The sequence below is a fragment of the Pseudomonas sp. Z4-7 genome (genome assembly GCF_051131965.1).
GTDB lineage: Bacteria > Pseudomonadota > Gammaproteobacteria > Pseudomonadales > Pseudomonadaceae > Aquipseudomonas.
This window is the reverse complement of record NZ_CP071642.1, coordinates 2,867,569-2,892,565: the sequence shown is the minus strand read 5'-3', so window position 1 is coordinate 2,892,565 and position 24,997 is coordinate 2,867,569. Positions and strand designations below refer to the sequence as shown.

Below are 24,997 nucleotides of genomic sequence, written 5' to 3'. Positions count from 1 at the left end.
AGAGACAGCTCAATGACCACCGAACGCTACGACCAACTCGCCATCTTCTCAGTCGTGGCCCAGGAGCGCAGCTTCACTCGGGCGGCGGCCAGGCTTGGCATGTCGCAACCGGCACTGAGTCGGGCGATGCGACAACTGGAAGAACGGCTGGGAGTCCGGCTGTTGTCGCGTACCACGCGAAGTGTTGCCCCGACCCAAGCGGGCGAACGCCTGTTGCAGGTGGTTGCGCCGCGGTTTGAAGAGATCGATCAGGAGATGGCGATGCTCAGTGAGTTTCGCGACAAACCGGCCGGAAAATTGCGCATCACCGCTGGCGAGCATTCTGCAATCACCGTGCTCCAGCCGGTTCTCGCCAAGCTGTTGCCGGACAATCCCGACCTGAGCATCGAGATCATCGCAGACTACGCTTTTACCGATATCGTCGCTGAGGGGTTCGATGCCGGCGTGCGGCTGGGCCCGCAGGTCGCCAAGGACATGATCGCCATGCGCATTGGCCCCGACATGCGCATGGCGGTCGTCGGCTCGCCGGCGTACTTCGCCCAACATCCCAAGCCGCTGATTCCAAACGACCTGACGGCGCACAATTGCATCAACTTGCGCATGCCGACTCATGGCGGCCTGTATGTCTGGGAATTCGAAAAAAGCGGTAAGGAACTGCAAGTCCGGGTAGAAGGCCAACTGGTTTTCAACACGATCGCCATGCGCCTGGAGGCGACGCTCCAGGGTTTGGGGTTGGCCTTCATGCCGGAAGATCTGGTGCTGGATGCTGTCGCGCAAGGCCGGCTGATCCGGGTACTGGACGATTGGTGCGAGCCGTTCTTCGGCTATCATCTGTACTACCCGAGTCGCCGCCAGACCTCTCCGGCCTTCACGCTGCTGCGCGAAGCCTTGCGTTACGAGGACTGACTGGCATCCAGTGCCTCAGCGGCACGCTTGGCCGCAGCGGCCTCGCCCTGCTCGTCCAGCAGCTGGATCAATTGGCGCAATTGCGCAGCGCTCAATCCGACCCGCAAGCTCGCAGCCATGTGTGAACGCAATTGTGACTCCACCCCTGGGGTCACGGCCAGCGCGGCGACCGTCGCCAGCTCCCGGCTTTGCCAGTCAAGGTTGTCGCGCTCGAAAATATCGCCGAACAGGTGCGTCTGTAGATATTGGTTGATGACCGGGGCGAAGTCGAACAGCGGCCCTTGGACAGGCGCACCGGCGATCCGTGTCTGGTTGGCCTTGCCCGCCGCCAGTAATGCATCGCCGGTAGGAATCGGGCGAGTCGGCGCGCGCCCCGGAGCATCCTGCACGCCGCGTTGCTTTCGGGCCTCCACGACTTTCATCAATTCGCCCAGCGCGTTGAGGCTGCGGGGAAACCCGCTGTAAGCGTAGAGCTGCACCAGGATTTCCTTCGCCTCGCTGACGCTGAGACCCGCATCCAGCCCTTTATTCAAGGCGCTATCGAGAGCCGGCATGTTGCTTGTGGCCATGGCGGCGGCGATCAGCGGAATGGCTCGCTGTTTGGCCGACAGGGTTTGTGAAACCGCCGCAGCATCTGGCTTGGCCGATGATGTCAGCGTTCCACCGGCGCCGTATTGCTCCTCGCTGACCTTCTCCAACCACTGCACATTCTTGCCCTCCACCGTGCCGGTCACGGCCAGATGAGTCATGGCGCTGTCCGGCGCCGCGCCATGCCAGTGCTTGACGCCCGCAGGACAAACGACCACGTCGCCGGGATGGATTTGCTGCACCGGCTTGCCCCATTCCTGCGTCAGGCCCACGCCGGAGACCACTACCAATCGCTGACCGGCGGGATGGGTATGCCAGGCCGAGCGCGCGCCCGGTTCGAAAGTGACGCAGGCGCCAGACACATTGATCTCTTCCGTTGCTGGGAACAGCGGGCCCACACGCACTTTTCCGGTGAAATAATCCGCCGGTCCTACGGCGGAAGCCTGGCTGCCCGCCCGGCTGATCTGTTGTGAATTGCGCGACTCGCTGGCGCTTTCCGGGCCGGCGGCGTCGGCAAAAGGCGCCGCCGCGCATAACGCAAGATAAAAGGTGCTTGCCTTCATTGGGTTTGCCTCTCTATGGATATCCTTGAGAAGCAAACTACCCGGGCATCATTGATCGATAAACCATGGCAATGACATAGGACTCATATCGAAATCACATAAATAAGCCAGTACGAGAGCGGCGGGCGGCCCTATCTACGCGGACGAATGCATCAACCGTGGCGAGGGAGTGTATTGGCATCGGAGCGTCAGCCCAATTCAGGGCCTGACTGCGCGCTTTTGAGCAAACGCGGCTAGGCATGCTCTGCGCGTATAGTCGACTCTGACGCCGACCGCACCTCCAAGAGCCTTCCCCCGTGCCTGAGCTACCAAACGATTACGCCTACAAAAAACGCTTCGACGCTGTACTGGCGTATATCGATGCCAATCTGGAAGATGATCTGTCGGTGAGGACGTTAAGTCATGTGGCGAACTTCTCGGCGTTTCACTTCCATCGCCAGTTCACGGCGTTCATGGGCGTGCCTGTTTCGCGCTACGTCCAGCTGATGCGGCTACGACGCGCGGCACATCGCCTGGTCGCAGTTGCCGATTATTCGGTACTGGACGCCGCGCTGGATGCGGGCTTCAGGAGCCCCGAGGCGTTCTCCAGGGCGTTCAGCCGGGCGTTCGGCGCCGCGCCAAGCGCGTTCAGGAAGAATGCAAACTGGCAGGTCTGGAACACGGTATTCGCCGTCCCACATTTTTCCAGGACTCTTCTCATGCAAGTACGCATTATCGAACTCACTGAAATCAACGTAGCGGCCCTTGAGCACCGCGGGCCGCCCGGGCTCGTCAATGCGAGCGTCCGCCAGTTCATCGAGTGGCGGATGCGCAGCGGGCAGTCGCCGGTGGCATCAAGCCGCACGTTCGGTATTCCTTATGGCAATCCCGATACGACACCTGCGCACGCCTTCCGATTTGCGATCTGCGGTGAGATTCACGAAGACGTGACGCCGAATGAGTTCGGCGTAGGCCCACTCGTCATTCCCGGCGGCCGCTACGTCGTGGTACGCCATGCGGGGTCGCCCGATCATATCGGCGAGACGATCTACCCGATCTACCGCGACTGGCTCCCCGCGAGCGGTGAGGAGCTGCGTGATCAGCCACTGTTTTTCCACTACCTGAGCGCCTATCCCGAGACGCCACAGGATCAATGGCAAACCGATGTGTATGTCCCGCTGCAATAGCGGATAAACGCCCGCTACCGAAAGCGCCCTACTTTATCTCTACCAACCGCAGGGATTGTGCACCAGCCAAGGACAGATGAATAACTGCCGCTCTGCTAGGGAAGTTCGGCGCATCGTCGTCGGTGTTTTCCATTGCCGCGATGTCGATCAGGGTCTGCTCACCCGCCGGGTCGCTGACCAGCCTGGCGTCCATCTTATCGATCGCTCGCCAGCTGTCTCCGCCGATTCGCATCACATCCAGCAGGCTGTAATGCGGCACGCCCTCTTCGTTCTCCTCAGGGGTAAAGGCCGCCAGGTACTGACTGTAATTGTTGCCCATCCCAAAGCCCTCGATAGTGAAGACCGCGAGCGTGACCTGGCTGTCCTCGCCGGTATCGAGCGTTTGCACCAGCGCCGCGTCGGGGTAGCCGGTGGCATAGCTGTCCTTGAGGAGCGCCACCAGATGCCCGATCTGCGCCTCCAAGGCTTGCGGAATGGGTTTCGGTTCTTCGGCTTGAGCCAGGGTGCAGATGAAAAACAAGGCAGCGGTCAGCAGGCGCAATTTCATAAGGTGGGTCCGCGATGTCCAAGGATTGGCGCGGATATTAGCGTCTGGACTGGAGGTTGGTGACGATTTGTCATGGGTTTTGCGGTGGGGCGCACACTCGGTGCCCCCTTGGAAGTCTAAGCCATCACTCTTGCGAACGAATACGCTCCACCAGCCGCGCCTGCAACGCTTCAAGCTCCTGCGGATCGGCCTTGCCCCGTCCATGAGCCTCGGGCGCCTCGCCGTTCCAGCGCGGGATGATGTGGACGTGGATATGGAAGACCGTTTGCCCGGCGGGCGCGCCGTTGAACTGCGCGATCTGCACGCCATCCGGCTGCAGCTCGTCGACGAGGATGCGAGTGAGGCGTTGCGTCGCCGACATCATCTTGCCCAGCACCGCGGGGTCGACATCAAGAATGTTGCGCGCCTGGGCCGCCTTCGGGATGACGAGCACATGACCGCGCGACTGCGGAAAAATATCGAGGAAGGCCAGTACATCAGCGTCTTCGTAGATTTTATAGCAGGGCGCTTCGCCGCGAAGAATCAGCGCAAAGATGTTCTGCGGATCGTATTGGCCGTACAAGCTCATGGTTGCTCCTCGCAAATACTTCAGTTTTTCAGCGTCAGCGCTATCTTCAGCTGCAATTCGTTTTCGGAAAAGGGCTTGTGCAGAACCGGACACTGGGCGAAGTCAGCGGGCAGGCCGCTGACGCCGTATCCGGTGCTGAACAGGAAAGGAACGTTACGAGCGCGCAGGATATCAGCCACCGGGAACACCCGTTCACCAGCCAGATTGACGTCCAGGATTGCCAGGTCAACCTCCAGGGTGTCCGCTTTTTCTCGAGCCTGGGCGAGTCGTGGGACTGACGCCACCACCGTGCAGCCCAGCTCTTCGAGCATTTCCTCGATCAGCATGGCGACCGCGCCTTCGTCCTCGACAAGCAGAACCCTGATACCAGCAAACCGGGTCATGCAGATTGCTCAACGACCATGAACGAGAAGCGACAGAGAACGCCCTCAGGTGCAAAAGTCAGGACAAAAATTCCGCCAAGATCGCGCTCGATACAGCGCTTCATCAACCGCGAACCGAGCCCTTCCCGTTCCGGCGGAAACACCGGGGGGCCGCCCTGCTCGCGCCAATCCAAGGTCAGCAAGGTGCCGTTCGATTGCGGCTGGACGTTCCAGTTCAGCGAAAGCCTGCCCGTCTCGACCGACATCGCGCCGTACTTGAGCGCATTGATCGCCAGTTCGTTGAGGGTCATGGTCAGGCCGAGCGCGACCCGGGTATCGACGTCGATGGCATCACCCTCGATGGTGATACGGCCAGGGTCGGCCCCGAATATCGGCACCAGCACTTCCCGGGCCAGGGAGGCCAGTGGGGTCTGGCCCCAATGCCGCCTCGTCAACAGATCGTGGGCGCGGGACAACGCGAGAAGCCGGGCTTCGAAACGGTTGTAACCGTCCTTGGCATCCACCGCGTTGCGGGCGGTCTGGGCTGCCAGGGATTGCACCGTGGCCAGGGTATTCTTGACCCGGTGGTTGAGCTCGTCGATCAGGGTTTTCTGCCGGTCTTCGGCCTGCTTGCGCTCGGAGATGTCCACCAGCATGTTGATGGCGCCAACCAGGTTGCCCTCCGCGTCGTGTAGCGGCGTGGGATAAGGCGCGAACGGGACCCGGCTGCCGTCGGGACGCTCCGCGACTGCCTCGACCCCGCGTATCGGCCGGTTTTCCTTCAAGGCCACTGCCATCGGGCACTGGTCGTGGGGCAGGAAATTGCCATCGGTGGTGAACAGTTTCCAGGTCACGCACCAAAGGTCGCCCAGTTCAGGCGTACGCCCCGACAACTCGACCGCTGCCCGGTTGAAAAAATTGATCCGGCCTTGCGCGTCCGTGGTATAGACCGCCGCGGGCAGCGCCTCGAGCAGGTTGCGCATGTGCCGTTCGCTTTCGAGGATCTGGTTTTCCATGCGCCGCGCCTGCGTGACGTCCTGGATAACCCGCACGCCATAACGAAACACGCCTTGGGAGTCCCGGACCGATGAGCTGTGGATGTCCAGGTAGACGGTTTCGCCGTCAGGCTTGAAGGCGCGTTTGCGCAGCACGTAGTTATCAAGCTCGCCCGCCACCTGGCGAGCATACAGCGCGGCGTCTTCGTCTGTGCTGTCGGAGTGGGTATACCCCAGGAAAGTCATGTTCAGCAGTTCTTCGCGCGAGCGCCCGAGCATGTTGCAGAGCGCATCGTTGACCCGCAACAGACGGCCATCCGCCCCGGCTTCGGCAATGCCGATCGTCGCCGCCTCGTAGGTCGCGGACAACCGGTCGTCGCTCTCCTGGCGCGCCGTCTCGGCCGCATGGACCGAGGTCACGTCCACGGTGAAGCACCGGGTGTTGAAAAGCTTGCCGTCCTCGAACCGCCCGTTGGAGGTGATGGTGACATGCTTGATCGAACCATCCTTGGCTCGAAGGCGAGCCGGATAGTCTTCCAGGCATTCGCCGTTGCTCAATTTGCTCAGGATGTCGCCGATGACCGGCTCATCGACATGGAACTCGGTGATGTGGCGGCCGATGTACTCCTGCGCCGAATAACCGAGCAAGGCCAACTCAGCCTTGTTGGCACGCACAATAGTGCCTTCGCCGCTGACGATGTGCAGGCCCACCGCACTGTTTTCGAAGAAGTCTTCCAGGTCGGCATTCTTGCGCCGTAGCTCTTCGGCCATCGCGTGGTGCGCCGAGACGTCCTGAAAACAGTTGATAGCCCCTTGGATAGTGCCCTGCTCATCCCTCAGGGCCCGGATGTTCACCAGCGCGACGATCCGCGAGCCGTCCGGACGCTCGATGAATACTTCCTGGTTGCGCGTCGCCGTACCCGACTCCAGCGCCCAGGCCATCGGGCAGTCCTCCAATGCCAACGGCGTACCGTCGGCCAGGAACAGGCGATAGGAACCGCAGAAACGGTCGCCGCCCTCTCCCAATATCGGCGCTCGTCCCCACAAAGTGGCCGCCTCGCTGTTGTAGCGGACCAGCCAGCCGTTGTGATCACACAGATACACCGCGCCAGGAATGGCGTCGAGCGCGTTTGCGCCCATTGCCAAGAGCCCTTCATATTCGCTCGGTGTACGCGTCTCCCTGGGAAACGCTTCAATATTCGACATTTCTATCCCCAATCCGCCTGGCTGAATGCGCCTGCTACACAACGACCCGGTATCCCCTGAGTCGGCGATCCCAGCCCGGACTATTCCTTTACATGCCGGAGCGGATTTTTTCATGCAGCTGCAATGGATACTAGATCCTTATTCATCCTGCGAGTTCAGGAAAATTCGGTGACATGGCACGTCAGTCTCAAAATCGGAACAACGCGCGGGGCGTTTCTACCATAAGCGCGCGCATAAACGGCAAAGAAATCTGCAAATCCTGCAGCTGGCGCATCACCGTATCGAAGCCGATGACTGCCTCGTGTTGTGTATGCGGCCAATCACTGCCCCATACCAGGCGATGGGCGCCGAAACTCTGCTCCAGCAGGCCCAGTGCGGACCTGGCGAATGCCAGATTCTGCTGCTCGGTGCCCGCCAGCCGATAGATGCCGGAAACTTTCATCCAGACTTGCCCACTGGCGCCCAGCGTCATCAGCTCGGGATATCCCGGTTGATCAAGGCCCGAACGGGCATCGGGGCGACCGAAGTGGTCGACCACCAAGCGCACGCCGAACGGCATCAACTGGCGAATCAGTCCCGGCAGATGTGCTACCGGGGCATGCAATTCGACATGCCAATCCAATTCGGCAAGGTGGCCAAGGAAGTCTTTCCACAGGGTTTCGCGAAAGTCGGGCGAGGCCGTGCCCATCAGGTTCAAGCGAACGCCGACCACGCCCAGCCGCGCCATCTCCTCCAGCTCGACTCGGCTGATATCCGGTTCCACCACCACGACCCCGCGCAGTTGCTCCGGCGCCTGTTCCAGCGCGGCGAGCAGGTAGCGGTTATCGGTGCCGAGAAAGCTCGGCTGGACCAGAACCCCATGGCTCAAGCCATGGGTCTGCAGATGGTCCAGGTATTGCGCAAGCGTAGCGTCATAGTCCGGTGTGTAACGCCGCACGGCAGCCAGCTCCAGCTCACGGCTGAACACGTGGGCATGGCAGTCGATGCCGGTCATCGACGTAGTACAGGAATCAACCATGGTTCTCATCTATCAAAATTAAAGTGATCAGGCCCGGGCGCTCTCGCTGGCAGATGCCACGGCGGGCGCCGGTGACGCAGATGCCTCAAGGCTACGGCCGCGGGTTTCCGGCAGGCAAAGCGCCGCGAGCACAGCCACGCCGTAGGCGATGCCGGCGTCGATGCCGATGGCTGATCCCAGGGACATGGAATCGCTCATGTGCCCCACCAGGAACGGGAATACCGCCGACAGCACCCGGCCGAAGTTGTAGCAGAAACCGACGCCGGCACCGCGTACATCCGCCGGGTACAACTCGTTGAAGAACGCCCCGAGGCTGGCCGGAATGCCGGCTGCGAAAAAGCCGAGCGGGAAGCCCAGGAACAACATCTGCGTATTGCTCAGCGGCAGGAATACGTAGCACTGCACGGTCACCACACAGCACAGCGCGAACAACAGGATGTTCTTGCGCCGGCCGATGCGATCGATCAGCAAGCCACTGACGACACAACCGCACCAGAAGGCAAAGATGATCACCGCCAGGTAGCCGCCGGAATTGAGCACCGACAGGTTGCGCTCGGTCTTGAGGAAGGTCGGCAGCCAGGTCATCACCGCGTGATAACCGCCGTGGGCACCCAACCCGAGCAAACCGCCGAACAGCGTCACGCGAATCAGTTCCGGGCGAAAAATGCCGCCCAGGGACTTGAAGAAGCTCTGCGCAATTGCCTGTTCCTTTTGCAGGCGCTGGAAACTGTCCGGCTCCTCGACGTTACGCCGCACCCAGATGATCAGGAACGATGGCAGCAGGCCGACGATGAACATTACCCGCCAGGCCATGTCCTGCGGCACCAGGGAGTAGATCAGCGTAAAGACCCCGACAGCCAGCCCCCAACCCACCGCCCAGGCGCTCTGGACCGTGCCCATGACCTTGCCGCGGTATTTCGGGTTGATCGTCTCGGCCATCAGCACCGCGCCGGCGGCCCACTCTCCGCCAATGCCAAAGCCCTGCAATGCCTTGACGATCAACAGTTGGTGGAAGCCCGTGACGAACGCCGACAGGAAGGTGAAGAACGAGAACCACAGGATCATCCATTGCAGCGTGCGCACCCGGCCATAACGGTCGGACAGCGTCCCGCCGACCCAGCCACCCAGGGCCGAGGTCACCAGCGTAACGCCGCTGATCAGCCCCGCATCGCCCTTGGACAAGGCGAACGCGGCGATCAACGCCGGTATCGCCAGGCCGAACATCTGGACTTCCAGCGCGTCGAGCGACCAGCCGCCAAAACACGCCCAAAACGTCTTGCGCTCCCGCGAAGTGATCTGGCGATACCAACTGAACATGATTCTTATCCTTATGAGTGGAACAAAAGGCAGCCGAGAGCGAACCGCGCCGCTACAGGGCCAGTCAGGAAAAACACACAGGGCAAGGGCAGCGGCGTTCGAGACGCCGCTAGCCCGCCGAAGTCAGCGGATTTCGACGCTGTAGCGGAAATGCTCGGCATGCCCGCGCGAACGGCGCCATTCCAGCGGGTTGCCGGCGTAATCGCGGGCCAGGCGCTCGATCACCACCACCGGGCTGTGGACCGGAACCTGCAACAAGCGCGCATGCACCTCGTTGACCGATTCGGCCGTGAGGGTTTCCTGCGCATAGGCAACCACCTGCCCGCAGATTTCCTCGTAGATGGGATAGAGCAACGGCCCTTTCTGGTTCAGGTCGATCTCCAGCAACGGCTGGAATCGGCCACGTGGCAGCCAGATTTCTTCGGCGAGCACCGGCTCGACTTCCAGCAGACGCACCCGGACGATGCGGATCACCGGCGCATCGACCGGCAACCCCAAGGCCTGTGCGACCGCCGATGGCGCCGCCACCGGCTCGACAGACAGAATGCGACTCTCCGGAACCCGGCGTTCACCGGACGCCGACTGAAAGCGAAAGAAACGAAACAACGATGACTGGAACTGGGGACGACGAATGAAGGTGCCCCGCCCTTGCTGGCGCTCCAGGATGCCCTCGCTGACCAAGGCATCAATTGCCTTGCGCACGGTTCCGGTGGACAGCTGGTATTCGGCTGACAACGCCGCCTCGGTGGGAATCGCCTCCCCCGGACGCCAGCGATTGTTGGCGATCTGCTCCGCCAACTGGTCACGCAAACGTTGATAAAGCGGCAGGCGGGCGTCGCTGGACAGGGCGTTCATAGGACTATATTCACCTTGTTATCTAGTCATCTATATGAATTTGAGCCGAGTATTTGCTTCGACCCGCCGTATTGTCAAGACGGGGCCTGATACTTTGCAGACCAACGGAAACAGCAAGCGCAGCGAATCAGTGCGTTGCGTGACGAGGCAATGCCAACGAAATCAGGGCAGCGAGCAACACGAATGCACTGGAAATCCACAGGCACGCCGCCAGCCCGTACCCCTGGTAGACCCAACCGGAAAGCAGCGTCCCGGCCAGCCGGCCGATGGCGTTGGACATGTAATAGAAACCCACGTCCAGCGACACGCCGTCCTCCTTGGCGTACGACACGATCAGATAACTGTGCAGGGAAGAATTCACCGCGAACAGCACGCCAAAGACCATCAGCCCGCCCAACAGCATCGCCTGTTGTGACAGCCCCAGGGCCATCGCCGCTGGCAAGCCCGCCAACGCCAGCGCCCAGAGGAACGCGGCGCGTCCATCCGGCACCTGCCCGCGTTTCTTGCCGGTCATGTTCGGCGCCAGGGATTGCACGATGCCGTAGCCGATGACCCACGCGGCGAGAAATCCGCCCACGGTCGAGAAATTCCAGCCGTAGACACTGCTCAGGTAGACCGGCAGGGCCACCACGAACCAGACATCCCGGGCGCCGAACAGGAACATTCGCGCGGCCGACAAAATATTGATCGCCCGGCTCTTGGAAAGGATGTCGCGAAACCGGGGTTTGGCCTTGGCCTTGCCCAGGTCCTTCTTCAGCAGGATCAGGCTGCCGCCCCAGATCAGTGCCAACACGACAGCCATCGCCAACAATGCGCCCTGGAAACCGATCCATGCGAGCAACGCCCCGCCGAGGAAAAAGCCGACGCCCTTGAGCGCGTTCTTCGAGCCGGTGAGGATCGCTATCCAGCGATAAAGCCTGCCCTGTTCACCGTCAGGCACCAGGAGCTTGATGGAGCTCTTGGCGCTCATCTTGTTCAGGTCCTTGGCGATTCCCGAAAGCGCCTGGGCCATCATCACCCAGGCGATGGTCAGCCAGGCGGACGGAACGGTCAGCATCAGCAGCGCCACCACTTGCAGGCCCAGGCCGATATTCATCGTCCGATTCAGGCCCAGCCGGGCACCGAGGTAGCCGCCCAGCAGGTTGGTGATCACGCCGAAGAGTTCGTAGAACAGGAACAGCGCGGCAATCTGCAACGGGCTGTAGCCCAACGCGTGGAAGTGCAACACCACCAGCATGCGCAGGGCGCCGTCGGTCAGGGTAAAAGCCCAGTAATTACCGGTGACGAGCAGGTACTGTCGCACTTGCGGCGCTATGGCTGACAAGGCACTCATCACGATTCCTCAGCCGGCCAGGCCAACCATCCGGGCCAGTTCGACGGTGCGGTTGGCGTAGCCCCATTCGTTGTCGTACCAGGCATAAAGCTTGACCTGGGTGCCGTTGACAACCAGGGTCGACAGCGCATCGATGATCGACGAGCGCGGATCGGTGCGGTAGTCGATGGACACCAGAGGGCGCTCCTCGAAACCGAGGATGTCCTTGAGCTCGTGCTCGGCTGCGTCCTTGAGAAAACGGTTCACTTGCTCCGCCGTGGTGGCTCGCTCGACCTCGAACACGCAATCGGTCAGCGACGCATTGGCCAACGGCACCCGCACGGCGTGGCCATTGAGGCGCCCGCGCAGCTCGGGAAAAATTTCGGCGATGGCGGTGGCCGATCCGGTGCTGGTGGGAATCAAACTCATACCCGAGGCCCGGGCGCGACGCAGGTCCTTGTGCGGCTGGTCGAGGATGCTCTGGGTATTGGTCAGGTCATGAATGGTGGTGATCGAGCCGTGACGGATGCCGAGCTTTTCGTGAATTACCTTGACCACGGGAGCCAGGCAGTTGGTGGTGCAGGAAGCCGCCGTCACGATGCGATGCCGGTCCGGCTCGAACTGCTGGTGATTGACGCCCATGACGATATTCAACGCGCCCTGCTCTTTCACCGGGGCACTGACCACCACGCGCTTCACGCCCTGATCGAGATACGCCTGGAGCACCGCGACCGTCTTCATCTTGCCGCTGGCCTCGATCACCACATCGCAGCCCGACCAGTCGGTGTCGTCAATCGCTTTGTTGGCTGTGACCTTGATGCGCTGCCCCTCGATGATCATGCTGGCGCCATCGGCGTCGGCCTGGCGGTTCCAGCGGCCATGCACCGAATCGAAGTTCAACAGATGCGCATGGGTCGCCGCGTCGCCCGCCGGATCGTTGACCTGCACGAACTGGAATTCCGGCCAGCCCCAGGCCGCACGCAAGGCGAGGCGACCGATGCGTCCGAAACCGTTGATGCCTACTTTGATCGTCATTTTGAAGGGGCCGTCTATTGGTGTTCAGTCGAATATATGTGTTTGCGAATACAAGAGGAAATCGAAAGTGGCGCCCCCCGTGGCGAGGGAGCTTGCTCCCGCTCGGCTGCGCAGCAGGCGTAACAACTGTCTGCTGGGATTGGGGCCGCTACGCCCGAAGCGTCGGACCGGCCCAGCGGGAGCAAGCTCCCTCGCCACGGAGTCCGTTGTTATTTCAGAAGGGAGAGTGTTCCGATCACGCTCTCGTAGTACAGTCTGCACCCGATATCAGCCCCAATTTGAACGACATCAGGTGTCCGGGGAATTTTGCTTGAACAGACCCGTGCCTCATGTTCTTCGTCAGCCGAAGCGGTAACAGCATGATTGAAATCACCGAAGTCTCCATTGCCCAGCTCCGGGCTGCGCTGGAATCCGGCCAGACCACGGCGGTCGAGCTGGTCCAGGCCTATCTCGCCCGGATCGACGCCTATGACGGTCCCGACACGCCTACCGCCCTCAACGCGGTGGTGGTTCGCAACCCTTCTGCGCTGGACGAGGCCAAGGCGTCCGATGCCCGGCGGGCCAAAGGCCAGACTCTGGGCCCCCTCGATGGCATTCCTTATACCGCCAAGGACAGTTATCTGGTGAAGGGGCTGACCGCTGCGTCTGGAAGCCCGGCCTTCAAGGACCTGGTTGCCCATCGCGACGCCTTCACTATCGAACGCCTGCGTGCCGCCGGGGCGATCTGCCTGGGCAAGACCAATATGCCGCCGATGGCGAACGGCGGCATGCAGCGCGGTGTTTATGGCCGCGCCGAAAGCCCTTATAACGCGGATTACCTCACCGCGCCTTTTGCCTCCGGTTCGTCGAACGGCGCGGGCACTGCCACCGCTGCCAGTTTCGCCGTCTTCGGCCTTGCTGAAGAAACCTGGTCCAGCGGACGCGGCCCGGCCTCCAACAATGGCTTGTGTGCCTACACGCCCTCGCGCGGAGTGATCTCGGTGCGCGGCAACTGGCCGTTGACGCCGACGATGGACGTTGTGGTGCCCTATGCCAGGACCATGGCCGACCTGCTGGAAGTGCTCGACGTGGTGGTGGCGAACGACCCCGACCCTCGTGGCGACCTGTGGCGCCTGCAACCCTGGGTGCCGATTCCGTCCGTCGATTCGGTCCGTCCCGCCTCGTACCGGAGCCTTGCCGCCAAACCCGAAGCGCTGGCCGGCATCCGTTTCGGCGTGCCGCGCATGTACATCAATGCCGACCCCGAGGCCGGCACCGCTGAAAAACCAGGCATTGGCGGCCCGACCGGGCAACGAATCATCACTCGCCCGTCGGTCATTGCCCTCTGGGAAGCCGCGCGCAAAGCCTTGGAGGCCCAGGGCGCCGAAGTGATCGAGGTGGATTTCCCGCTGGTATCCAACTGCGAGGGCGATCGTCCTGGCGCGCCGACGGTGTTCACCCGCGGCCTGGTGTCCAAGGAGTTCCTGCACCATGAACTCTGGGACCTGTCGGCCTGGGCGTTCGACGATTTCCTGCGGGCCAACGGCGATCCGAAACTCAATCGCCTGGCCGACGTCGACGGACCGCTGATTTTCCCTCACGACCCGGGCACCCTGCCTAATCGCGAGGATGATCTTGCCGCCGGCATGGACGAATACGTGAAGATGGCCCAGCGCGGCATCACGCCGTGGGATCAGATCCCGACGTTGCCCGATGGCTTGCGCGGCCTCGAAGAGACACGCCGGATCGATCTTGAAGACTGGATGGAGCGGCTCGGGCTGGATGCGGTGATCTTCCCTACCGTGGCGGACGTCGGGCCCGCCGACGCGGACGTCAACCCGGAGTCAGCCGACATTGCCTGGAGCAATGGCGTATGGGTCGCCAACGGCAACCTCGCCATCCGCCACCTCGGCGTGCCAACCGTCACCGTGCCGATGGGCGTCATGGCGGACATCGGCATGCCGGTCGGGCTGACGTTCGCGGGCCGTGCCTATGACGATTCGAAACTGCTGCAACTGGCCTCGGCATTCGAGTCGACGGGCTCGAAACGGATGATCCCGCCGCGGACTCCGCCGTTGTCTGGTGACCATCCACGCGCCTGATCGCGGCGGGTACATGAAACAAAAAAGCAGGCCCACCGCTTCAATAGCTGTGAGGCCTGCGTCATCAGCGCCTGCTGCTGGCTAATCGAACCTGCCCACCGCAAGCCGCCCCGTCTCGGGCCGCGCGTAGAGATACCCCTGCATCAGCTCGATGCCCAACTCCAGCAGCGTCGCGCTTTCTTCTCGCGTCTCGACGCCCTCGGCGATGACGGTAATCCCCAGCCGGCCGGCGACCAGGATGATCCCCTCGACAATCGCGCGTCTGACCGGATCCTGGTCGATGCCTCGGGTCAACGCCATGTCGATCTTCAGCACCTGGGGCTGGAACAGCGCCAGCAGATTGAGCCCCGAGTAGCCAGAACCGAAATCATCGATTGCGGTAGTGAAACCCTGGCGTTCGTATTCCAGGAAGATCGACTTGAGGTGCTCGGGGTCGTCCACCCTTTCGCCTTCCGTGACCTCGAACATGAGCCTGTCCGGCGGAAAGCGGCTTTGACGCGCAGCCTCCAATGTCGCCCGTATACAGGTCTCGGCCCGGTACACGGCGTTGGGCAGGAAGTTGATGCTGAGCAGGCAATCGGGGATGTCGAGGATACCCAGCCTGGCAGCCTCCTCGATCGCTTTCACTCGGCAGGCCTGGTCGAACCGGTAGCGGTTGCCGTCATTCACAAGCCCGAGGATATAACCTGCGGATTCGCCGTTCACGCCTCTGACCAGTGCCTCATAGGCAAAGGCCGTGCGCGTGCGGACATTGAAGATCGGTTGGAACGCCATGGTGAAATCAAATCCCAACGCCGAATGGTCGCGACACTCGGCGCAACCAAGGGATTTGAACGTTTGAGGAGAAGAAGATGCGGTCATATCAGTGTTCCGTCGCGGCAGCGGGTGTCCCTGTGTTGCAGAAACTATAGGCAATCTCCCTTGAATCGGCACGGGTCGCGCTTTCTGGAGTGCGGTCGGGCCCGCGTTACGCAATTAACAACGTTTAACTCGCCCCTGCGCGCGACCTCACCAAGAATGGCGCTCTGCCCAGGCCTTGGTTCACACGGAAAAGACGCATGTCGCCCGCATTCACAAACATGATTGTCCCCGGGCCAGCACCGGTCGCCCTGAAGCCGATCTGGCTGCTGGCTTTGCTAGCGGGAAGCGCACCCGCGCTGGCAGGACAAACCGCCGAGGGTTTCTTGCAAGGGGCAACATTTGAGGTGTTGAGCCGCAACTTCTACCTCAACAATGACTACCGGTCCCCGACCCCGGCGGGCAAGAGCTACAAGGCGGAATGGGCCCAGGGCTTCATCGCCACGTTCGAGTCCGGCTTCACGCCCGGCATCGTCGGTGCAGGTATCGACGCCCATGGGTTCGTCGGTTTGAAACTGGACGGCGGCAAGGGCCACTCGGGGACGGGACTGCTGCCGCTGGACGACGACGGGCGCAGTGAGGACGAATACTCCAGCGCCGGCGCTGCGCTGAAATTCAACACCTCGCGAACCACCCTGGCGCTCGGCGAAATGGCCGTGGCGACACCAGTATTCGATACGGCTGACAAGCGCCTGCAACCGGAATACGCCAGCGGCGTGTGGCTGTCGAGCCACGAATTCGATGAGGTCGATGTGCAGGCGGGTCATTTCAACGCCTTCAAAAATCAGGATGCCTCCACCGCCAAAGGTGATTTCTCCGGATATGGCGCAAGTACCCGCCACGGCAGTATCGACTTCATCGGCGCCGACCTGTTCAGCGGCCGCACGGTGGGCGGCGCGCTCTATGCTTCCGAGCTGAGCGACACCTGGCGCCAGTACTACGCCAATCTGCATTCGACGCTGGGCCAGCTGTTCCTCGACGGTAACGTCTACTACACCCGCGACCATGGCCAGGCCAGCGCAGGCGCCATCGACAACACGGCCTTCAGCCTGTCCGGCAAATATCGACATGAAGCCCAGGCATTCACCTTGGCGTACCAGAAAATCAACGGCGACACGCCTTTCGATTTCGTCGGTGGCGACTCCATTTACCTCGCCAACTCGATCAAATACGCTGATTTCAATGGCCCGGGAGAGCGCTCCTGGCAGGCTCGTTATGACCTCGACCTGGGCACGTTGGGCATCCCCGGCTTGAGTTTCATGGCCCGCTATGTAACCGGCGACGGGATAGATGGCAGCCATGCGCCACGGGGCGGCGCCTACAACCCGTTCGACAGCGACACCGGAACCTACAGCCCGCAGCAGGGGGACGGCGGCCGTCATTGGGAGCGCGACCTGGACCTGCATTACGTCGTGCAATCAGGGCCGGCCAAGGACCTGTCGCTGCAACTGTCCCACGTCACCCACCGCGCCAACAGCGCCCAGGCCGGCGATGACATTGACAGGCTGTACGTCGTCATCCAGTACCCGCTGAAGCTCGGGCCGTTCTGAAGCCCCCCTCTGTGGGAGCGAGCCTGCTCGCGAAGCGGCCGGTACGTCCGACATCTTCATCGACTGACTTGCCCCCATCGCGAGCAGGCTCGCTCCCACAATGATTTCCAGCGGACATAAAATTCACATGCACTGCAGAACCCATGTGGGAGCGAGCCTGCTCGCGAAGGGGCCGGTACGTCCGATATCTTCATCGACTGTCTTGCCCCCATCGCGAGCAGGCTCGCTCCCACAATGATTTCCAGCGGACAAAAAATTCATATGCACTGCAGAACCCATGTGGGAGCGAGCCTGCTCGCGAAGCGGCCGGTACGTCCGATATCTTCATCGACTGTCTTGCCCCCATCGCGAGCAGGCTCGCTCCCACAATGATTTCCAGCGGACATAAAATTCACCTGCACTGCAGAACCCATGTGGGAGCGAGCCTGCTCGCGAAGGGGCCGGTACGTCCGACATCCTCATCAACTGACTTGCCGCCATCGCGAGCAAGCTCGCTCCCACAATGATTTCCAGCGGACATAACATTCACGTGCACTGCAGAACCCATGTGGGAGCGAGCTTGCTCGCGAAGGGGCCGGTACATCCGACATCTTCATCAACTGACTTGCCGCCATCGCGAGCAAGCTCGCTCCCACAATGATTTCCAGCGGACATAACATTCACGTGCACTGCTGAACCCAGGCTCGCCCCCAGAGTAGCCACAGGTAAACCACCTCAGCGCTCCAGACTAGGAAAATCAGCTCCACGCGCCGTGGCCTCCCACGCGCGAAACTCTTCCTCCATGGCGGACAGCTTGGCCATCGCCACTTCGAACGCGCGATTGCCCAATAGCAACCGCTGAGGCGGCTGCTCGGCATTGACCGCGGTATAGATCGCCGCGGCCGCACGCGCCGGGTCGCCTTCCTGCCTGCCGACCGAGGCGTGGTAAGCGCGGCGGGCGGCGCCTGCGGTGGTGCCATAGTCATCGATCGGCTCGCTTACCTCGGCTGCCGAGCCGGCCCACTCGGTGCGAAACGCGCTGGGTTGCACGGTCATGACTCGGATGCCGAGCGGTTCGACTTCGCCCCGCAAGGCATCGCTGAGCCCTTCCACGGCAAACTTGCTCGCGCAGTAATAACCCACCGCAGGAAAGCCGGCGAGCCCGCCGATGGACGTCAGGTTGACGATCATCCCCTGCCGCCGCCGACGCATGCCTGGCAGCACCGCGTGGATCATGTTCGCGGTACCGAACAGGTTGACCTCCAGCAGCCGACGCGCTGCCTGCGGATCGGTCTCCTCGACCGCGGCGAAGTAACCGATACCGGCGTTGTTGATCAACACGTCGACCGTACCAAAGACTCGCTCGGTGGCGGCCACTGCGTCGCGGGCCTGCTGTGGGTCAGTGACATCGAGCGGCAGCACCAGGGCTTCGCCGAGGCGGCCCAGGTCGTGCACTTGCTCGACTTTGCGGGCGGTGACGACTACGCGCTCACCCTGCTTGAGCAGATGCTCGGCAATGTATCGACCAAAACCAGTGGAACAGCCGGTGACCAGCCAGGTTTTACGATTGTTCATGACGGTTCTCCTCTGTTGGCTCAGCCAGCGGTGACAGTCATGCCGCCATCAGCCATGACCACCGAGCCGACCATGAAGCTGGCGCGGTCCGAGGCCAGGAAGGCGACCACCTCGGCGATTTCTTCAGGTTTCGCGGCCCGGCCGATGGGGGCGGCTTCGCCGTGCTGGGCGAGAAACTGCGGGCCGTCCTCGACCACGTCATTGAGGATATTGGTGACCACATCGCCAACGCCGACCGCATTGACTCGGATGCCATGCTCGATGGCTTCCAGCGCCAGCGTGCGGGTCAACTGCGCCAGGGCGCCCTTGGACGCGGTGTAGGCGGCGATGGTCGGGAAAGCGAAATAGGATGCATAGGAGGCGATGTTGACGATGGCCCCGGACTTGTTGGGCATCATCGCCTTGACCGCTTCGCGTGAGTGCAGGAACGCCGCGGTGGCGTTGACGGCCTGGATGCGTTCCCAATCCTGGCGCGTCATGTCGACCACCAGTTTGTTGATGATGATGCCGGCGTTATTGACCAGGATGTCCAACCGGCCGAACTGCTCGACCGCCAGGCCCACCGCGCGCTCGGCGGCGCCGTCCTCGGTAATGTCAGCCACCAGCGGCACCAGTCCCGGGCGGGCCAGCTCATTGACGGCGGGGTTGATGTCCTCGGCGATCACCTTGGCGCCACGGGCATGCAGCAACAGGGAAATGGCCTTGCCGATACCGCTGGCGGCGCCGGTGACCAGGGCGACCTTGCCTTCGACTTCGTGGGGAATGTTGTTTTTGATATCGCTCATGGTAGCTCTCCTCGTTGACCGACCGACGAGACATTCGCCGGTGCGCTGTCGTGATTGACGGCTTCACTGTCGCGCAACGAGGGTTACCGGGCTTTGGTGATGTTGCGGGGACTGTCGGGGTTTTGCGCGAACGTGCAAAACCGGCGGGATTACCCGGGACGGCAGCGCGTCCCGGGCATCGGGTTCATGGCTTGCGAGTCACCCGCCACACGGTGTTCGCCAGGTCATCGGCGATGATCAACGCACCGCGCGGATCAACGGTCACACCCACGGGCCGCCCACGGGTCTTGCCATCGTCGCCGCGGAAACCCGTGGCGAAGTCCACCGGCTCACCAGCGGGACGACCGTTGCGAAACGGCACAAAAATGACCTTGTAGCCCACCGGCTGGTCGCGGTTCCAACTGCCGTGCTCACCCACGAAGGCGCCTTCGGCAAATTGCTCGCCCATGGCCGGGATGGAGAAATCGACACCGAGTGCCGCGACGTGGGACCCGAGGCTGTAGTCGGGTTTGACCGCAGCGGCGACTTTTTGCGGATCCTGCGGTTGTGCGCGCGGATCGACGTTTTGCCCCCAATAGCTATAGGGCCAGCCATAAAACGCACCTTCGCGCACCGATGTCAGGTAATCCGGCACCAGGTCGGGACCCAACTCGTCGCGCTCGTTGACCACCGCCCACAACTGTCCGGAGCCAGGCTCGACCTTCAACGCCGTCGGGTTGCGCAGACCGGTCGCATAGGGTTTGTGGGCGCCTGTCTCGGCGTCGATCTGCCAGACCATGGCCCGGTCGATTTCGACTTCCATGCCGCGCTCGGTGACGTTGCTGTTCGAACCGATGCCCACGTACAGCGAGCGTCCGTCGGGACTGATGGCCAGCGCCTTGGTCCAGTGGTGGTTGATCTCGGACGGCAGGTCGGTGACTTTCGTGGGTGACCCGCTGGCCTTGGTCTGGCCCTCTTCATAATCGAAGCGCACCAGTGCGTCCTGGTTGGCGACGTACAGCTTGCCGTCGGCAAACGCCAGGCCATAGGGTGCGTTGAGGTTTTCGGCGAAGACCGTCTTGAGCTCGTAGGTGCCGTCACCGTCAGCGTCGCGCAACAGCGTCAGGCGGTTGCCGCCCTTGACCTGGGTGTTGCCCTTGGCCTTGATGACACTGGCGATGACGTCCTTGGGCTTGAGCTTCGCAGCGTTTCCGCCACGGCCTTCGGCCACCAGGATATCGCCGTTGGGCAGTACCAGGGTCTGGCGCGGAATCTTCAGGTCGGTGGCGATAGCGGTGATGTCGTAGCCTTGCGGCACCGTCGGTTTCTGCTCGCCCCAGGGCACCGGCTCGGCGATTTTCATGCTGGGCAACAACCCGCGCTGGGGCTCCGGCAATTTGGGGTCCGGACCGCGTGCCTGAGTGGCGTCCCCTTCTCCTCCGCAGGCGCTCAGCAACAACGCCAGGCTCAAGGCTGTCAATGCGATGCGCGGTTTCATTGCTCACCTCCGGAACGCAGATTGGTCAGCCCGACCCACGCCGCAGCGCAGGCCAACACGGTTACGACGACCGACAGAACCAGGCCCTGGGGCATGATGGCCCAGGCGTCCTTGGCATGTTCGAAGGCATTGATCAGCCCGAGTACCCAGGTCACCAGCAATAGCAGGAAATACACCACCGGACGCCCGCCCTTGCGCTCCGCACGGATCAGATTGACCAGCGCAAACAGCAATGCCAACCCACAGAACAGCAGTCCGCCGGCAATCAGCCAGGAGGCGAAATTGCTCCATTGGATCTGGTAGGTCTTGTAGTACGCGATGTCATTGAACAGCGCCCCGAGAAACAACGGAACGGTGCCGGCGAGCAGGACCGCGTGAAGCGGACCTGGCGTGCTTCGGTAGAGGGGATGGGTGGTAACGGTCATGACAGCTCCTTATCGTTCAGCGTCCCGTGGCGGATTCCATGAGATCCGGGCCGTCGGGGTCGCGTTGATTAACGCCTAGGAAATGATCGTGCCGCCAAAGCGATAGTTCCGATTTTTCGCTTGGGATAAGGCGGCAGTTCCCAATGACAAGGAGTACGGGGTATGCCGATACAAACTGTGGCGAGGGAGCTTGCTCCCGCTGGGCTGCGTAGCGGCCCCAAGCCTAATCACCAAGGTGTGCCAGACTGATCCCGAACAGCCTTTCTGGGATTGCTGCGCAATCCAGCGGGAGCAAGCTCCCTCGCCATGGACTGCACCCCAAAAGTTGGACACCAACCTGACTTTTGGCGGTGTTTCCATGGGCAAATTTTCGCTTCAGTTCAAAATTACGGCGATTGAGGCTTATATCAATGGCAATGAAGGCTTTCGAAAGGTAGCTCACCGCTACTTGATCGACTGCAGCCTGCTTCGGCGCTGGGTCGCCACCTATCAGGCTCGAGGCAGTGCTGGGCTGCAATCGCATGGTCACCATTACAGCGCGGCCTTTAAACGCTCAGTCATCCAATGCATGCAAAAAGAGCGGCTCTCACATCGGGAAGTCGCCGCGCGGTTCGGGCTCGGTCAGTCCTCGCAGGTGGGCATTTGGGAGCGGCAGTACTACAGTGGCAGTCTTCCTGCCCTGATCGTACCCAAGAGAAAAAAGGCTGTTGTCATGCCCAAAAAAACGCCTGTCCCTGATCACTCCCAACCCGTGGACGACGATTCGAAGAGCCGAGAGCAACTGAAGGCCGAACTCGAATACCTACGTATGGAGAACGCTTACCTAAAAAAGCTCGAAGAGGTAAGGGAGGCTTCGAAGAGGAGTCGCCCCGGGAAAAAACCATCTCCGTAATGGCGTTGAGATCCAGGTTTCCTCTGGACAGTCTGCTGAAGTTAGCCAACCTGGCCCGCAGCACGTTCTATTACCAGGTCAGCGCCCTTCAGAAACCTGACAAATATGCCTCGCTGAAAACGAAGATCCGCGACCTCTACGACCAGCACGAAGGGCGATTTGGCTATCGCCGCATCGCTTTGGCACTTCAAAAGAAAGAGTCGGTCAGTGAAAAAATGATTCAGCGCCTGATGGACCGCATGGGCCTTAAATCCTTGGTGCGCCCAAAAAAGTATCGATCTTATAGAGGGCAAGTTGGAACCGTCGCGGCGAATCTTCTGGAGCGTAATTTCGTCGCGCAACGGCCCAATCAGAAATGGGTAACGGACGTCACCGAATTCAAAGTCGGATCAAAGAAGCTCTATTTATCGCCGGTAATGGATTTGTACAACGGCGAGATCATCGCCTATGAAACCGCCCCGCGCCCATGCTTTGCCTTGGTGACCGGAATGCTGGAAAAGGCCTTCGAGCGCCTGCAAGGGCCGTCTCATCTGCTGCTGCACTCTGACCAGGGCTGGCAGTATCAGCAACCTCGCTATCAGCATGCACTGAAGCAACGCGGCATAAAGCAGAGCATGTCACGTAAGGGAAATTGCCTCGACAACGCGGCGATGGAGAGTTTTTTTGGCACCCTGAAATCCGAGTTTTTCTACCTAAAACGCTTTGAAAATCTGGAAGAGCTGAATGTAGGGCTGGACGAGTACATCAGTTATTACAATCATGAGCGGATCAAATCGAAGCTCGGTGGACTGAGCCCTGTGGAATACAGGACTCAATCCGTGGGCATGTGGCAGTAGACCGTCCAACATTTTGGGGTCAGTCCACCACGGGGGACCGGTGTTCGAGATGGTTCGTGTTAAACCCGCACCATCAGGGCCTCGTCCGCATCCGCCGCGCCATGCAGCAACTCGATCAGCCAATCGATGAACACCCTCACCCTCGGCGACAACTGTCGATGAGGCGGGTAGACCACTGAAATCGGCCATGACGGCACCGGATGACCGCTCAATACCTCGACCAACCGCCCCTCGGCGAGTTGCCGTTGCACGTGGTAACGCGGCGCCTGGATCAGGCCGAATCCCGCCTCGCAAGCCGTCACGTAGCCGTCGGCGTTGTTGACGGTCAGCTCGGATGACATTTGCAGCTCTCGGACCTGCCCTGCCACTTCGAATTCGAACGGGAAATAGCGACCGTTACCGGACGCGAAACCGATGGCGCGGTGCTCCGCCAGGTCCTCCAGCGCCACAGGCGTACCTGAACGGGCCAGGTAGCCAGGGCTGGCGCAAGTCACTTGGCACAACCGCACGATCGGTCTCGCAACCAGCGCCTGGTCGCTGATGACGCCGGCCCGGATGGCGCAATCGACGCCTTCACGCTGCAGATGAACCAACCGGTCATGAAACCCCAGGTCCAGTTTCAATTGCGGATAGCGCCGATAGAAGTCCGCCAGGTTCGGCACGATCCATGTGCAGCCGAAGGCGATGGGCATGTCAACGCGCAGGGTGCCGCGAGGTTGGCTGCGTTGCGCGGACAGCGAGGTTTCCAGGTCGTCCAGTTCATCCAGCAACTGGCCGCAGCGCTGGTAATAGGCTTCGCCATCCAGGGTTGCGCGCACCTGCCGCGTGGTGCGCTGTAGCAGTTGCACCCCCAGATGCCCCTCCAGTTGCTGGATCAACAGGCTGACGGTAGCCCGGGGCAAACCCAGATCGTCGGCCGCCTTGCCGAAACCGCCCAGTTCGACGATGCGCCGGAACACCTGCATAGCCTGAAATCGATCCATGGTTCTTACTCACTATTCAGAAATCACGAATAGTTAAACCAAAAACAGCGGCTTTATCCAGAAAACCGTTTTACGGAGACTGATCGCGTCACTTCAACCCAAAGGAACAACGTCATGATCACTCGTCAACTTGGCCATCTAGGTCCACACGTCAGCGCCATCGGCCTGGGCTGCATGGGCATGTCGGATTTCTACACCACGGGCACCGACGAGCGCGAATCCATCGCCACGCTCCACCGCGCCGTCGAGCTGGGCGTGACCCTGTTCGACACGGCCGACATGTACGGCCCGCACACCAACGAAGAACTGCTCGGACGCGCCTTGCGCGGCAAGCGTGAAGGTATCTATCTGGCGAGCAAGTTCGGCCTGGTGCGCAGCGATGATCCGCATGCCCGGAGCGTCAATGGTCACCCCGAATACGTTCGGCAGTCGATCGACGGCAGCCTCAAGCGCCTGGGTACCGATTACCTCGACCTCTACTATCAGCATCGTATCGACCCACAGGTACCCGTCGAAGAAACCATCGGCGCCATGGCCGAGCTGGTCAAGGCCGGCAAGGTCCGCCACATCGGGATTTCGGAGGCCAGCGCCGAGACCATCCAGCGGGCCCATGCCGTGCATCCGTTGGCAGCGGTGCAAAGCGAATACTCGCTGTGGTCCAGGGAGCCGGAACACAACGGCGTGCTCGACACGTGCCGACGCCTGGGGATCGCTTTTGTCGCTTACAGCCCCTTGGGCCGCGGCTTCCTGACGGGGGAGCTGAAGACCCCGGACGATTTTGCCGAAGACGACTACCGCCGCTTCAACCCGCGTTTCCTGGCCGACAATTTCCAGCGCAACCTGGCCTTGGTCGAACGGGTCAAGGCGATGGCTGAGCAGAAGCAGATCAGCGCCTCGCAACTGGCCTTGGGCTGGGTCCTGGCCCAGGGCAGCAATGTGATCCCGATCCCGGGCACCAAGCAGCGCAAGTACTTGGAAACCAACGTCGCTGCCGCCAGCGTGTTCCTGAGCGCCGAGGAGCTGGCTCAGCTGGATGCGATTTTCGGCGCCCGAGGCGCGGTGGCCGGCGAACGCTACAGCGCCGAGGTGATGACCTTGCTCGACGGCTGATCAGGCCG

Annotated in this window: 22 protein-coding genes; 6 read left to right on the top strand and 16 right to left on the bottom strand. The window is 61.5% G+C overall.

Annotated elements, in window-relative coordinates:
• Positions 1-12: 12 nt before the first annotated feature.
• Positions 13-906 (top strand): LysR family transcriptional regulator, encoded by an 894-nt coding sequence (locus J3P91_RS13180; RefSeq protein WP_434604714.1) that lies wholly within the window; start codon positions 13-15, stop codon positions 904-906.
• Here J3P91_RS13180 and J3P91_RS13175 read toward each other — a convergent pair.
• Positions 894-2,057 carry a (R)-mandelonitrile lyase gene (locus tag J3P91_RS13175; RefSeq protein ID WP_434604712.1) on the bottom strand — a complete coding sequence of 388 codons (1,164 nt, stop codon included), beginning with the start codon at positions 2,055-2,057 and terminating at the stop codon, positions 894-896. The genes J3P91_RS13180 and J3P91_RS13175 overlap by 13 nt on opposite strands.
• Before the next feature lie 296 nt (positions 2,058-2,353).
• Here J3P91_RS13175 and J3P91_RS13170 point away from each other — a divergent pair, with 296 nt between their 5' ends.
• A complete protein-coding gene (locus J3P91_RS13170; protein WP_434604710.1) occupies positions 2,354-3,223 on the top strand; it encodes an AraC family transcriptional regulator in 870 nt (289 codons plus the stop codon).
• A 28-nt stretch (positions 3,224-3,251) separates the two neighbouring features.
• Here the strand turns inward: J3P91_RS13170 and J3P91_RS13165 are convergent, their stop codons facing one another.
• The 9 genes from J3P91_RS13165 to J3P91_RS13125 form a co-directional block, all read right to left on the bottom strand.
• Positions 3,252-3,770, bottom strand: a complete 519-nt coding sequence (locus J3P91_RS13165; RefSeq protein ID WP_434604708.1) for a hypothetical protein — start codon at positions 3,768-3,770, stop codon at positions 3,252-3,254.
• 124 nt (positions 3,771-3,894) lie between these two features.
• Positions 3,895-4,338 (bottom strand): HIT family protein, encoded by a 444-nt coding sequence (locus J3P91_RS13160; RefSeq protein ID WP_434604706.1) that lies wholly within the window; start codon positions 4,336-4,338, stop codon positions 3,895-3,897.
• A 20-nt stretch (positions 4,339-4,358) separates the two neighbouring features.
• On the bottom strand, positions 4,359-4,721 hold the full coding sequence (locus tag J3P91_RS13155) for a response regulator (RefSeq protein ID WP_434604704.1): 363 nt from the start codon (positions 4,719-4,721) through the stop codon (positions 4,359-4,361).
• Entirely contained in the window at positions 4,718-6,835 is a 2,118-nt protein-coding gene (locus J3P91_RS13150) for a PAS domain-containing sensor histidine kinase (RefSeq protein WP_434604702.1), read from the bottom strand. Before J3P91_RS13150 ends, J3P91_RS13155 begins: the two co-directional genes overlap by 4 nt.
• A gap of 253 nt (positions 6,836-7,088) precedes the next feature.
• Positions 7,089-7,919 (bottom strand): amidohydrolase family protein, encoded by an 831-nt coding sequence (locus J3P91_RS13145; protein WP_434604700.1) that lies wholly within the window; start codon positions 7,917-7,919, stop codon positions 7,089-7,091.
• A 27-nt stretch (positions 7,920-7,946) separates the two neighbouring features.
• Entirely contained in the window at positions 7,947-9,236 is a 1,290-nt protein-coding gene (locus tag J3P91_RS13140; protein ID WP_434604698.1) for an MFS transporter, read from the bottom strand.
• 123 nt (positions 9,237-9,359) lie between these two features.
• Positions 9,360-10,091 carry a GntR family transcriptional regulator gene (locus tag J3P91_RS13135; RefSeq protein WP_434604696.1) on the bottom strand — a complete coding sequence of 244 codons (732 nt, stop codon included), beginning with the start codon at positions 10,089-10,091 and terminating at the stop codon, positions 9,360-9,362.
• A gap of 127 nt (positions 10,092-10,218) precedes the next feature.
• Positions 10,219-11,424: an organoarsenical effux MFS transporter ArsJ gene (gene arsJ, locus J3P91_RS13130; RefSeq protein ID WP_434604694.1), complete on the bottom strand. Its 1,206-nt coding sequence runs from the start codon at positions 11,422-11,424 to the stop codon at positions 10,219-10,221.
• A 9-nt stretch (positions 11,425-11,433) separates the two neighbouring features.
• The gene (locus tag J3P91_RS13125) at positions 11,434-12,438 is read right to left on the bottom strand and encodes an ArsJ-associated glyceraldehyde-3-phosphate dehydrogenase (protein ID WP_434604692.1); all 1,005 of its coding nucleotides are present in this window, start codon (positions 12,436-12,438) and stop codon (positions 11,434-11,436) included.
• A 359-nt stretch (positions 12,439-12,797) separates the two neighbouring features.
• On the opposite strand from J3P91_RS13125, the gene J3P91_RS13120 reads away from it, so the two are divergent.
• Complete coding sequence (locus J3P91_RS13120; RefSeq protein WP_434604690.1) at positions 12,798-14,519, top strand: amidase; 1,722 nt, start codon at positions 12,798-12,800, stop codon at positions 14,517-14,519.
• Between the two features lie 81 nt (positions 14,520-14,600).
• On the opposite strand, the gene J3P91_RS13115 is transcribed toward J3P91_RS13120, so the two are convergent.
• Complete coding sequence (locus tag J3P91_RS13115) at positions 14,601-15,380, bottom strand: EAL domain-containing protein (protein ID WP_434568647.1); 780 nt, start codon at positions 15,378-15,380, stop codon at positions 14,601-14,603.
• Positions 15,381-15,577: 197 nt separating this feature from the next.
• Between J3P91_RS13115 and J3P91_RS13110 the strand changes: the two genes are divergently transcribed.
• A complete protein-coding gene (locus J3P91_RS13110) occupies positions 15,578-16,927 on the top strand; it encodes an OprD family porin (protein WP_434604689.1) in 1,350 nt (449 codons plus the stop codon).
• 714 nt (positions 16,928-17,641) lie between these two features.
• Here the strand turns inward: J3P91_RS13110 and J3P91_RS13105 are convergent.
• The 4 genes from J3P91_RS13105 to J3P91_RS13090 all read right to left on the bottom strand — a co-directional run bounded on the left by J3P91_RS13105 (position 17,642) and on the right by J3P91_RS13090 (position 21,168).
• Positions 17,642-18,481, bottom strand: coding sequence for an oxidoreductase (locus J3P91_RS13105; RefSeq protein WP_434604687.1), 840 nt, complete (start codon positions 18,479-18,481; stop codon positions 17,642-17,644).
• Positions 18,482-18,501: 20 nt separating this feature from the next.
• The gene (locus J3P91_RS13100; protein ID WP_434604685.1) at positions 18,502-19,266 is read right to left on the bottom strand and encodes an SDR family NAD(P)-dependent oxidoreductase; all 765 of its coding nucleotides are present in this window, start codon (positions 19,264-19,266) and stop codon (positions 18,502-18,504) included.
• 184 nt (positions 19,267-19,450) lie between these two features.
• A complete protein-coding gene (locus J3P91_RS13095) occupies positions 19,451-20,743 on the bottom strand; it encodes a PQQ-dependent sugar dehydrogenase (RefSeq protein WP_434604683.1) in 1,293 nt (430 codons plus the stop codon).
• Positions 20,740-21,168 (bottom strand): DUF2231 domain-containing protein, encoded by a 429-nt coding sequence (locus J3P91_RS13090; RefSeq protein WP_434604681.1) that lies wholly within the window; start codon positions 21,166-21,168, stop codon positions 20,740-20,742. The genes J3P91_RS13095 and J3P91_RS13090 overlap by 4 nt, the downstream gene beginning before the upstream one ends.
• 358 nt (positions 21,169-21,526) lie before the next feature.
• Here J3P91_RS13090 and J3P91_RS13085 point away from each other — a divergent pair.
• Positions 21,527-22,896 (top strand): IS3 family transposase gene (locus J3P91_RS13085; protein ID WP_434605130.1). Its coding sequence is split into 2 segments (ribosomal slippage): positions 21,527-22,000 and positions 22,003-22,896, totalling 1,368 coding nucleotides; the frame shifts between segments, so codons are not numbered across the junction.
• 59 nt (positions 22,897-22,955) lie between these two features.
• Here the strand turns inward: J3P91_RS13085 and J3P91_RS13080 are convergent.
• Positions 22,956-23,879, bottom strand: a complete 924-nt coding sequence (locus J3P91_RS13080) for a LysR family transcriptional regulator (protein WP_434604680.1) — start codon at positions 23,877-23,879, stop codon at positions 22,956-22,958.
• A 114-nt stretch (positions 23,880-23,993) separates the two neighbouring features.
• On the opposite strand from J3P91_RS13080, the gene J3P91_RS13075 reads away from it, so the two are divergent.
• The gene (locus J3P91_RS13075) at positions 23,994-24,989 is read left to right on the top strand and encodes an aldo/keto reductase (RefSeq protein WP_434604678.1); all 996 of its coding nucleotides are present in this window, start codon (positions 23,994-23,996) and stop codon (positions 24,987-24,989) included.
• Positions 24,990-24,997: the final 8 nt, after the last annotated feature.

Excerpts from the sequence above, each read along its gene's own strand:
- J3P91_RS13180 (WP_434604714.1), top strand. The coding sequence starts at position 13 with ATGACCACCGAACGCTACGACCAACTCGCCATCTTCTCAGTCGTGGCC.
- J3P91_RS13175 (WP_434604712.1), bottom strand. The coding sequence starts at position 2,057 with ATGAAGGCAAGCACCTTTTATCTTGCGTTATGCGCGGCGGCGCCTTTT.
- J3P91_RS13165 (WP_434604708.1), bottom strand. The coding sequence starts at position 3,770 with ATGAAATTGCGCCTGCTGACCGCTGCCTTGTTTTTCATCTGCACCCTG.
- J3P91_RS13160 (WP_434604706.1), bottom strand. The coding sequence starts at position 4,338 with ATGAGCTTGTACGGCCAATACGATCCGCAGAACATCTTTGCGCTGATT.
- J3P91_RS13155 (WP_434604704.1), bottom strand. The coding sequence starts at position 4,721 with ATGACCCGGTTTGCTGGTATCAGGGTTCTGCTTGTCGAGGACGAAGGC.
- J3P91_RS13150 (WP_434604702.1), bottom strand. The coding sequence starts at position 6,835 with ATGGGCGCAAACGCGCTCGACGCCATTCCTGGCGCGGTGTATCTGTGT.
- J3P91_RS13145 (WP_434604700.1), bottom strand. The coding sequence starts at position 7,919 with ATGGTTGATTCCTGTACTACGTCGATGACCGGCATCGACTGCCATGCC.
- J3P91_RS13140 (WP_434604698.1), bottom strand. The coding sequence starts at position 9,236 with ATGTTCAGTTGGTATCGCCAGATCACTTCGCGGGAGCGCAAGACGTTT.
- J3P91_RS13135 (WP_434604696.1), bottom strand. The coding sequence starts at position 10,091 with ATGAACGCCCTGTCCAGCGACGCCCGCCTGCCGCTTTATCAACGTTTG.
- arsJ (WP_434604694.1), bottom strand. The coding sequence starts at position 11,424 with ATGAGTGCCTTGTCAGCCATAGCGCCGCAAGTGCGACAGTACCTGCTC.
- J3P91_RS13125 (WP_434604692.1), bottom strand. The coding sequence starts at position 12,438 with ATGACGATCAAAGTAGGCATCAACGGTTTCGGACGCATCGGTCGCCTC.
- J3P91_RS13120 (WP_434604690.1), top strand. The coding sequence starts at position 12,798 with ATGATTGAAATCACCGAAGTCTCCATTGCCCAGCTCCGGGCTGCGCTG.
- J3P91_RS13115 (WP_434568647.1), bottom strand. The coding sequence starts at position 15,380 with ATGACCGCATCTTCTTCTCCTCAAACGTTCAAATCCCTTGGTTGCGCC.
- J3P91_RS13110 (WP_434604689.1), top strand. The coding sequence starts at position 15,578 with ATGTCGCCCGCATTCACAAACATGATTGTCCCCGGGCCAGCACCGGTC.
- J3P91_RS13105 (WP_434604687.1), bottom strand. The coding sequence starts at position 18,481 with ATGAACAATCGTAAAACCTGGCTGGTCACCGGCTGTTCCACTGGTTTT.
- J3P91_RS13100 (WP_434604685.1), bottom strand. The coding sequence starts at position 19,266 with ATGAGCGATATCAAAAACAACATTCCCCACGAAGTCGAAGGCAAGGTC.
- J3P91_RS13095 (WP_434604683.1), bottom strand. The coding sequence starts at position 20,743 with ATGAAACCGCGCATCGCATTGACAGCCTTGAGCCTGGCGTTGTTGCTG.
- J3P91_RS13090 (WP_434604681.1), bottom strand. The coding sequence starts at position 21,168 with ATGACCGTTACCACCCATCCCCTCTACCGAAGCACGCCAGGTCCGCTT.
- J3P91_RS13080 (WP_434604680.1), bottom strand. The coding sequence starts at position 23,879 with ATGGATCGATTTCAGGCTATGCAGGTGTTCCGGCGCATCGTCGAACTG.
- J3P91_RS13075 (WP_434604678.1), top strand. The coding sequence starts at position 23,994 with ATGATCACTCGTCAACTTGGCCATCTAGGTCCACACGTCAGCGCCATC.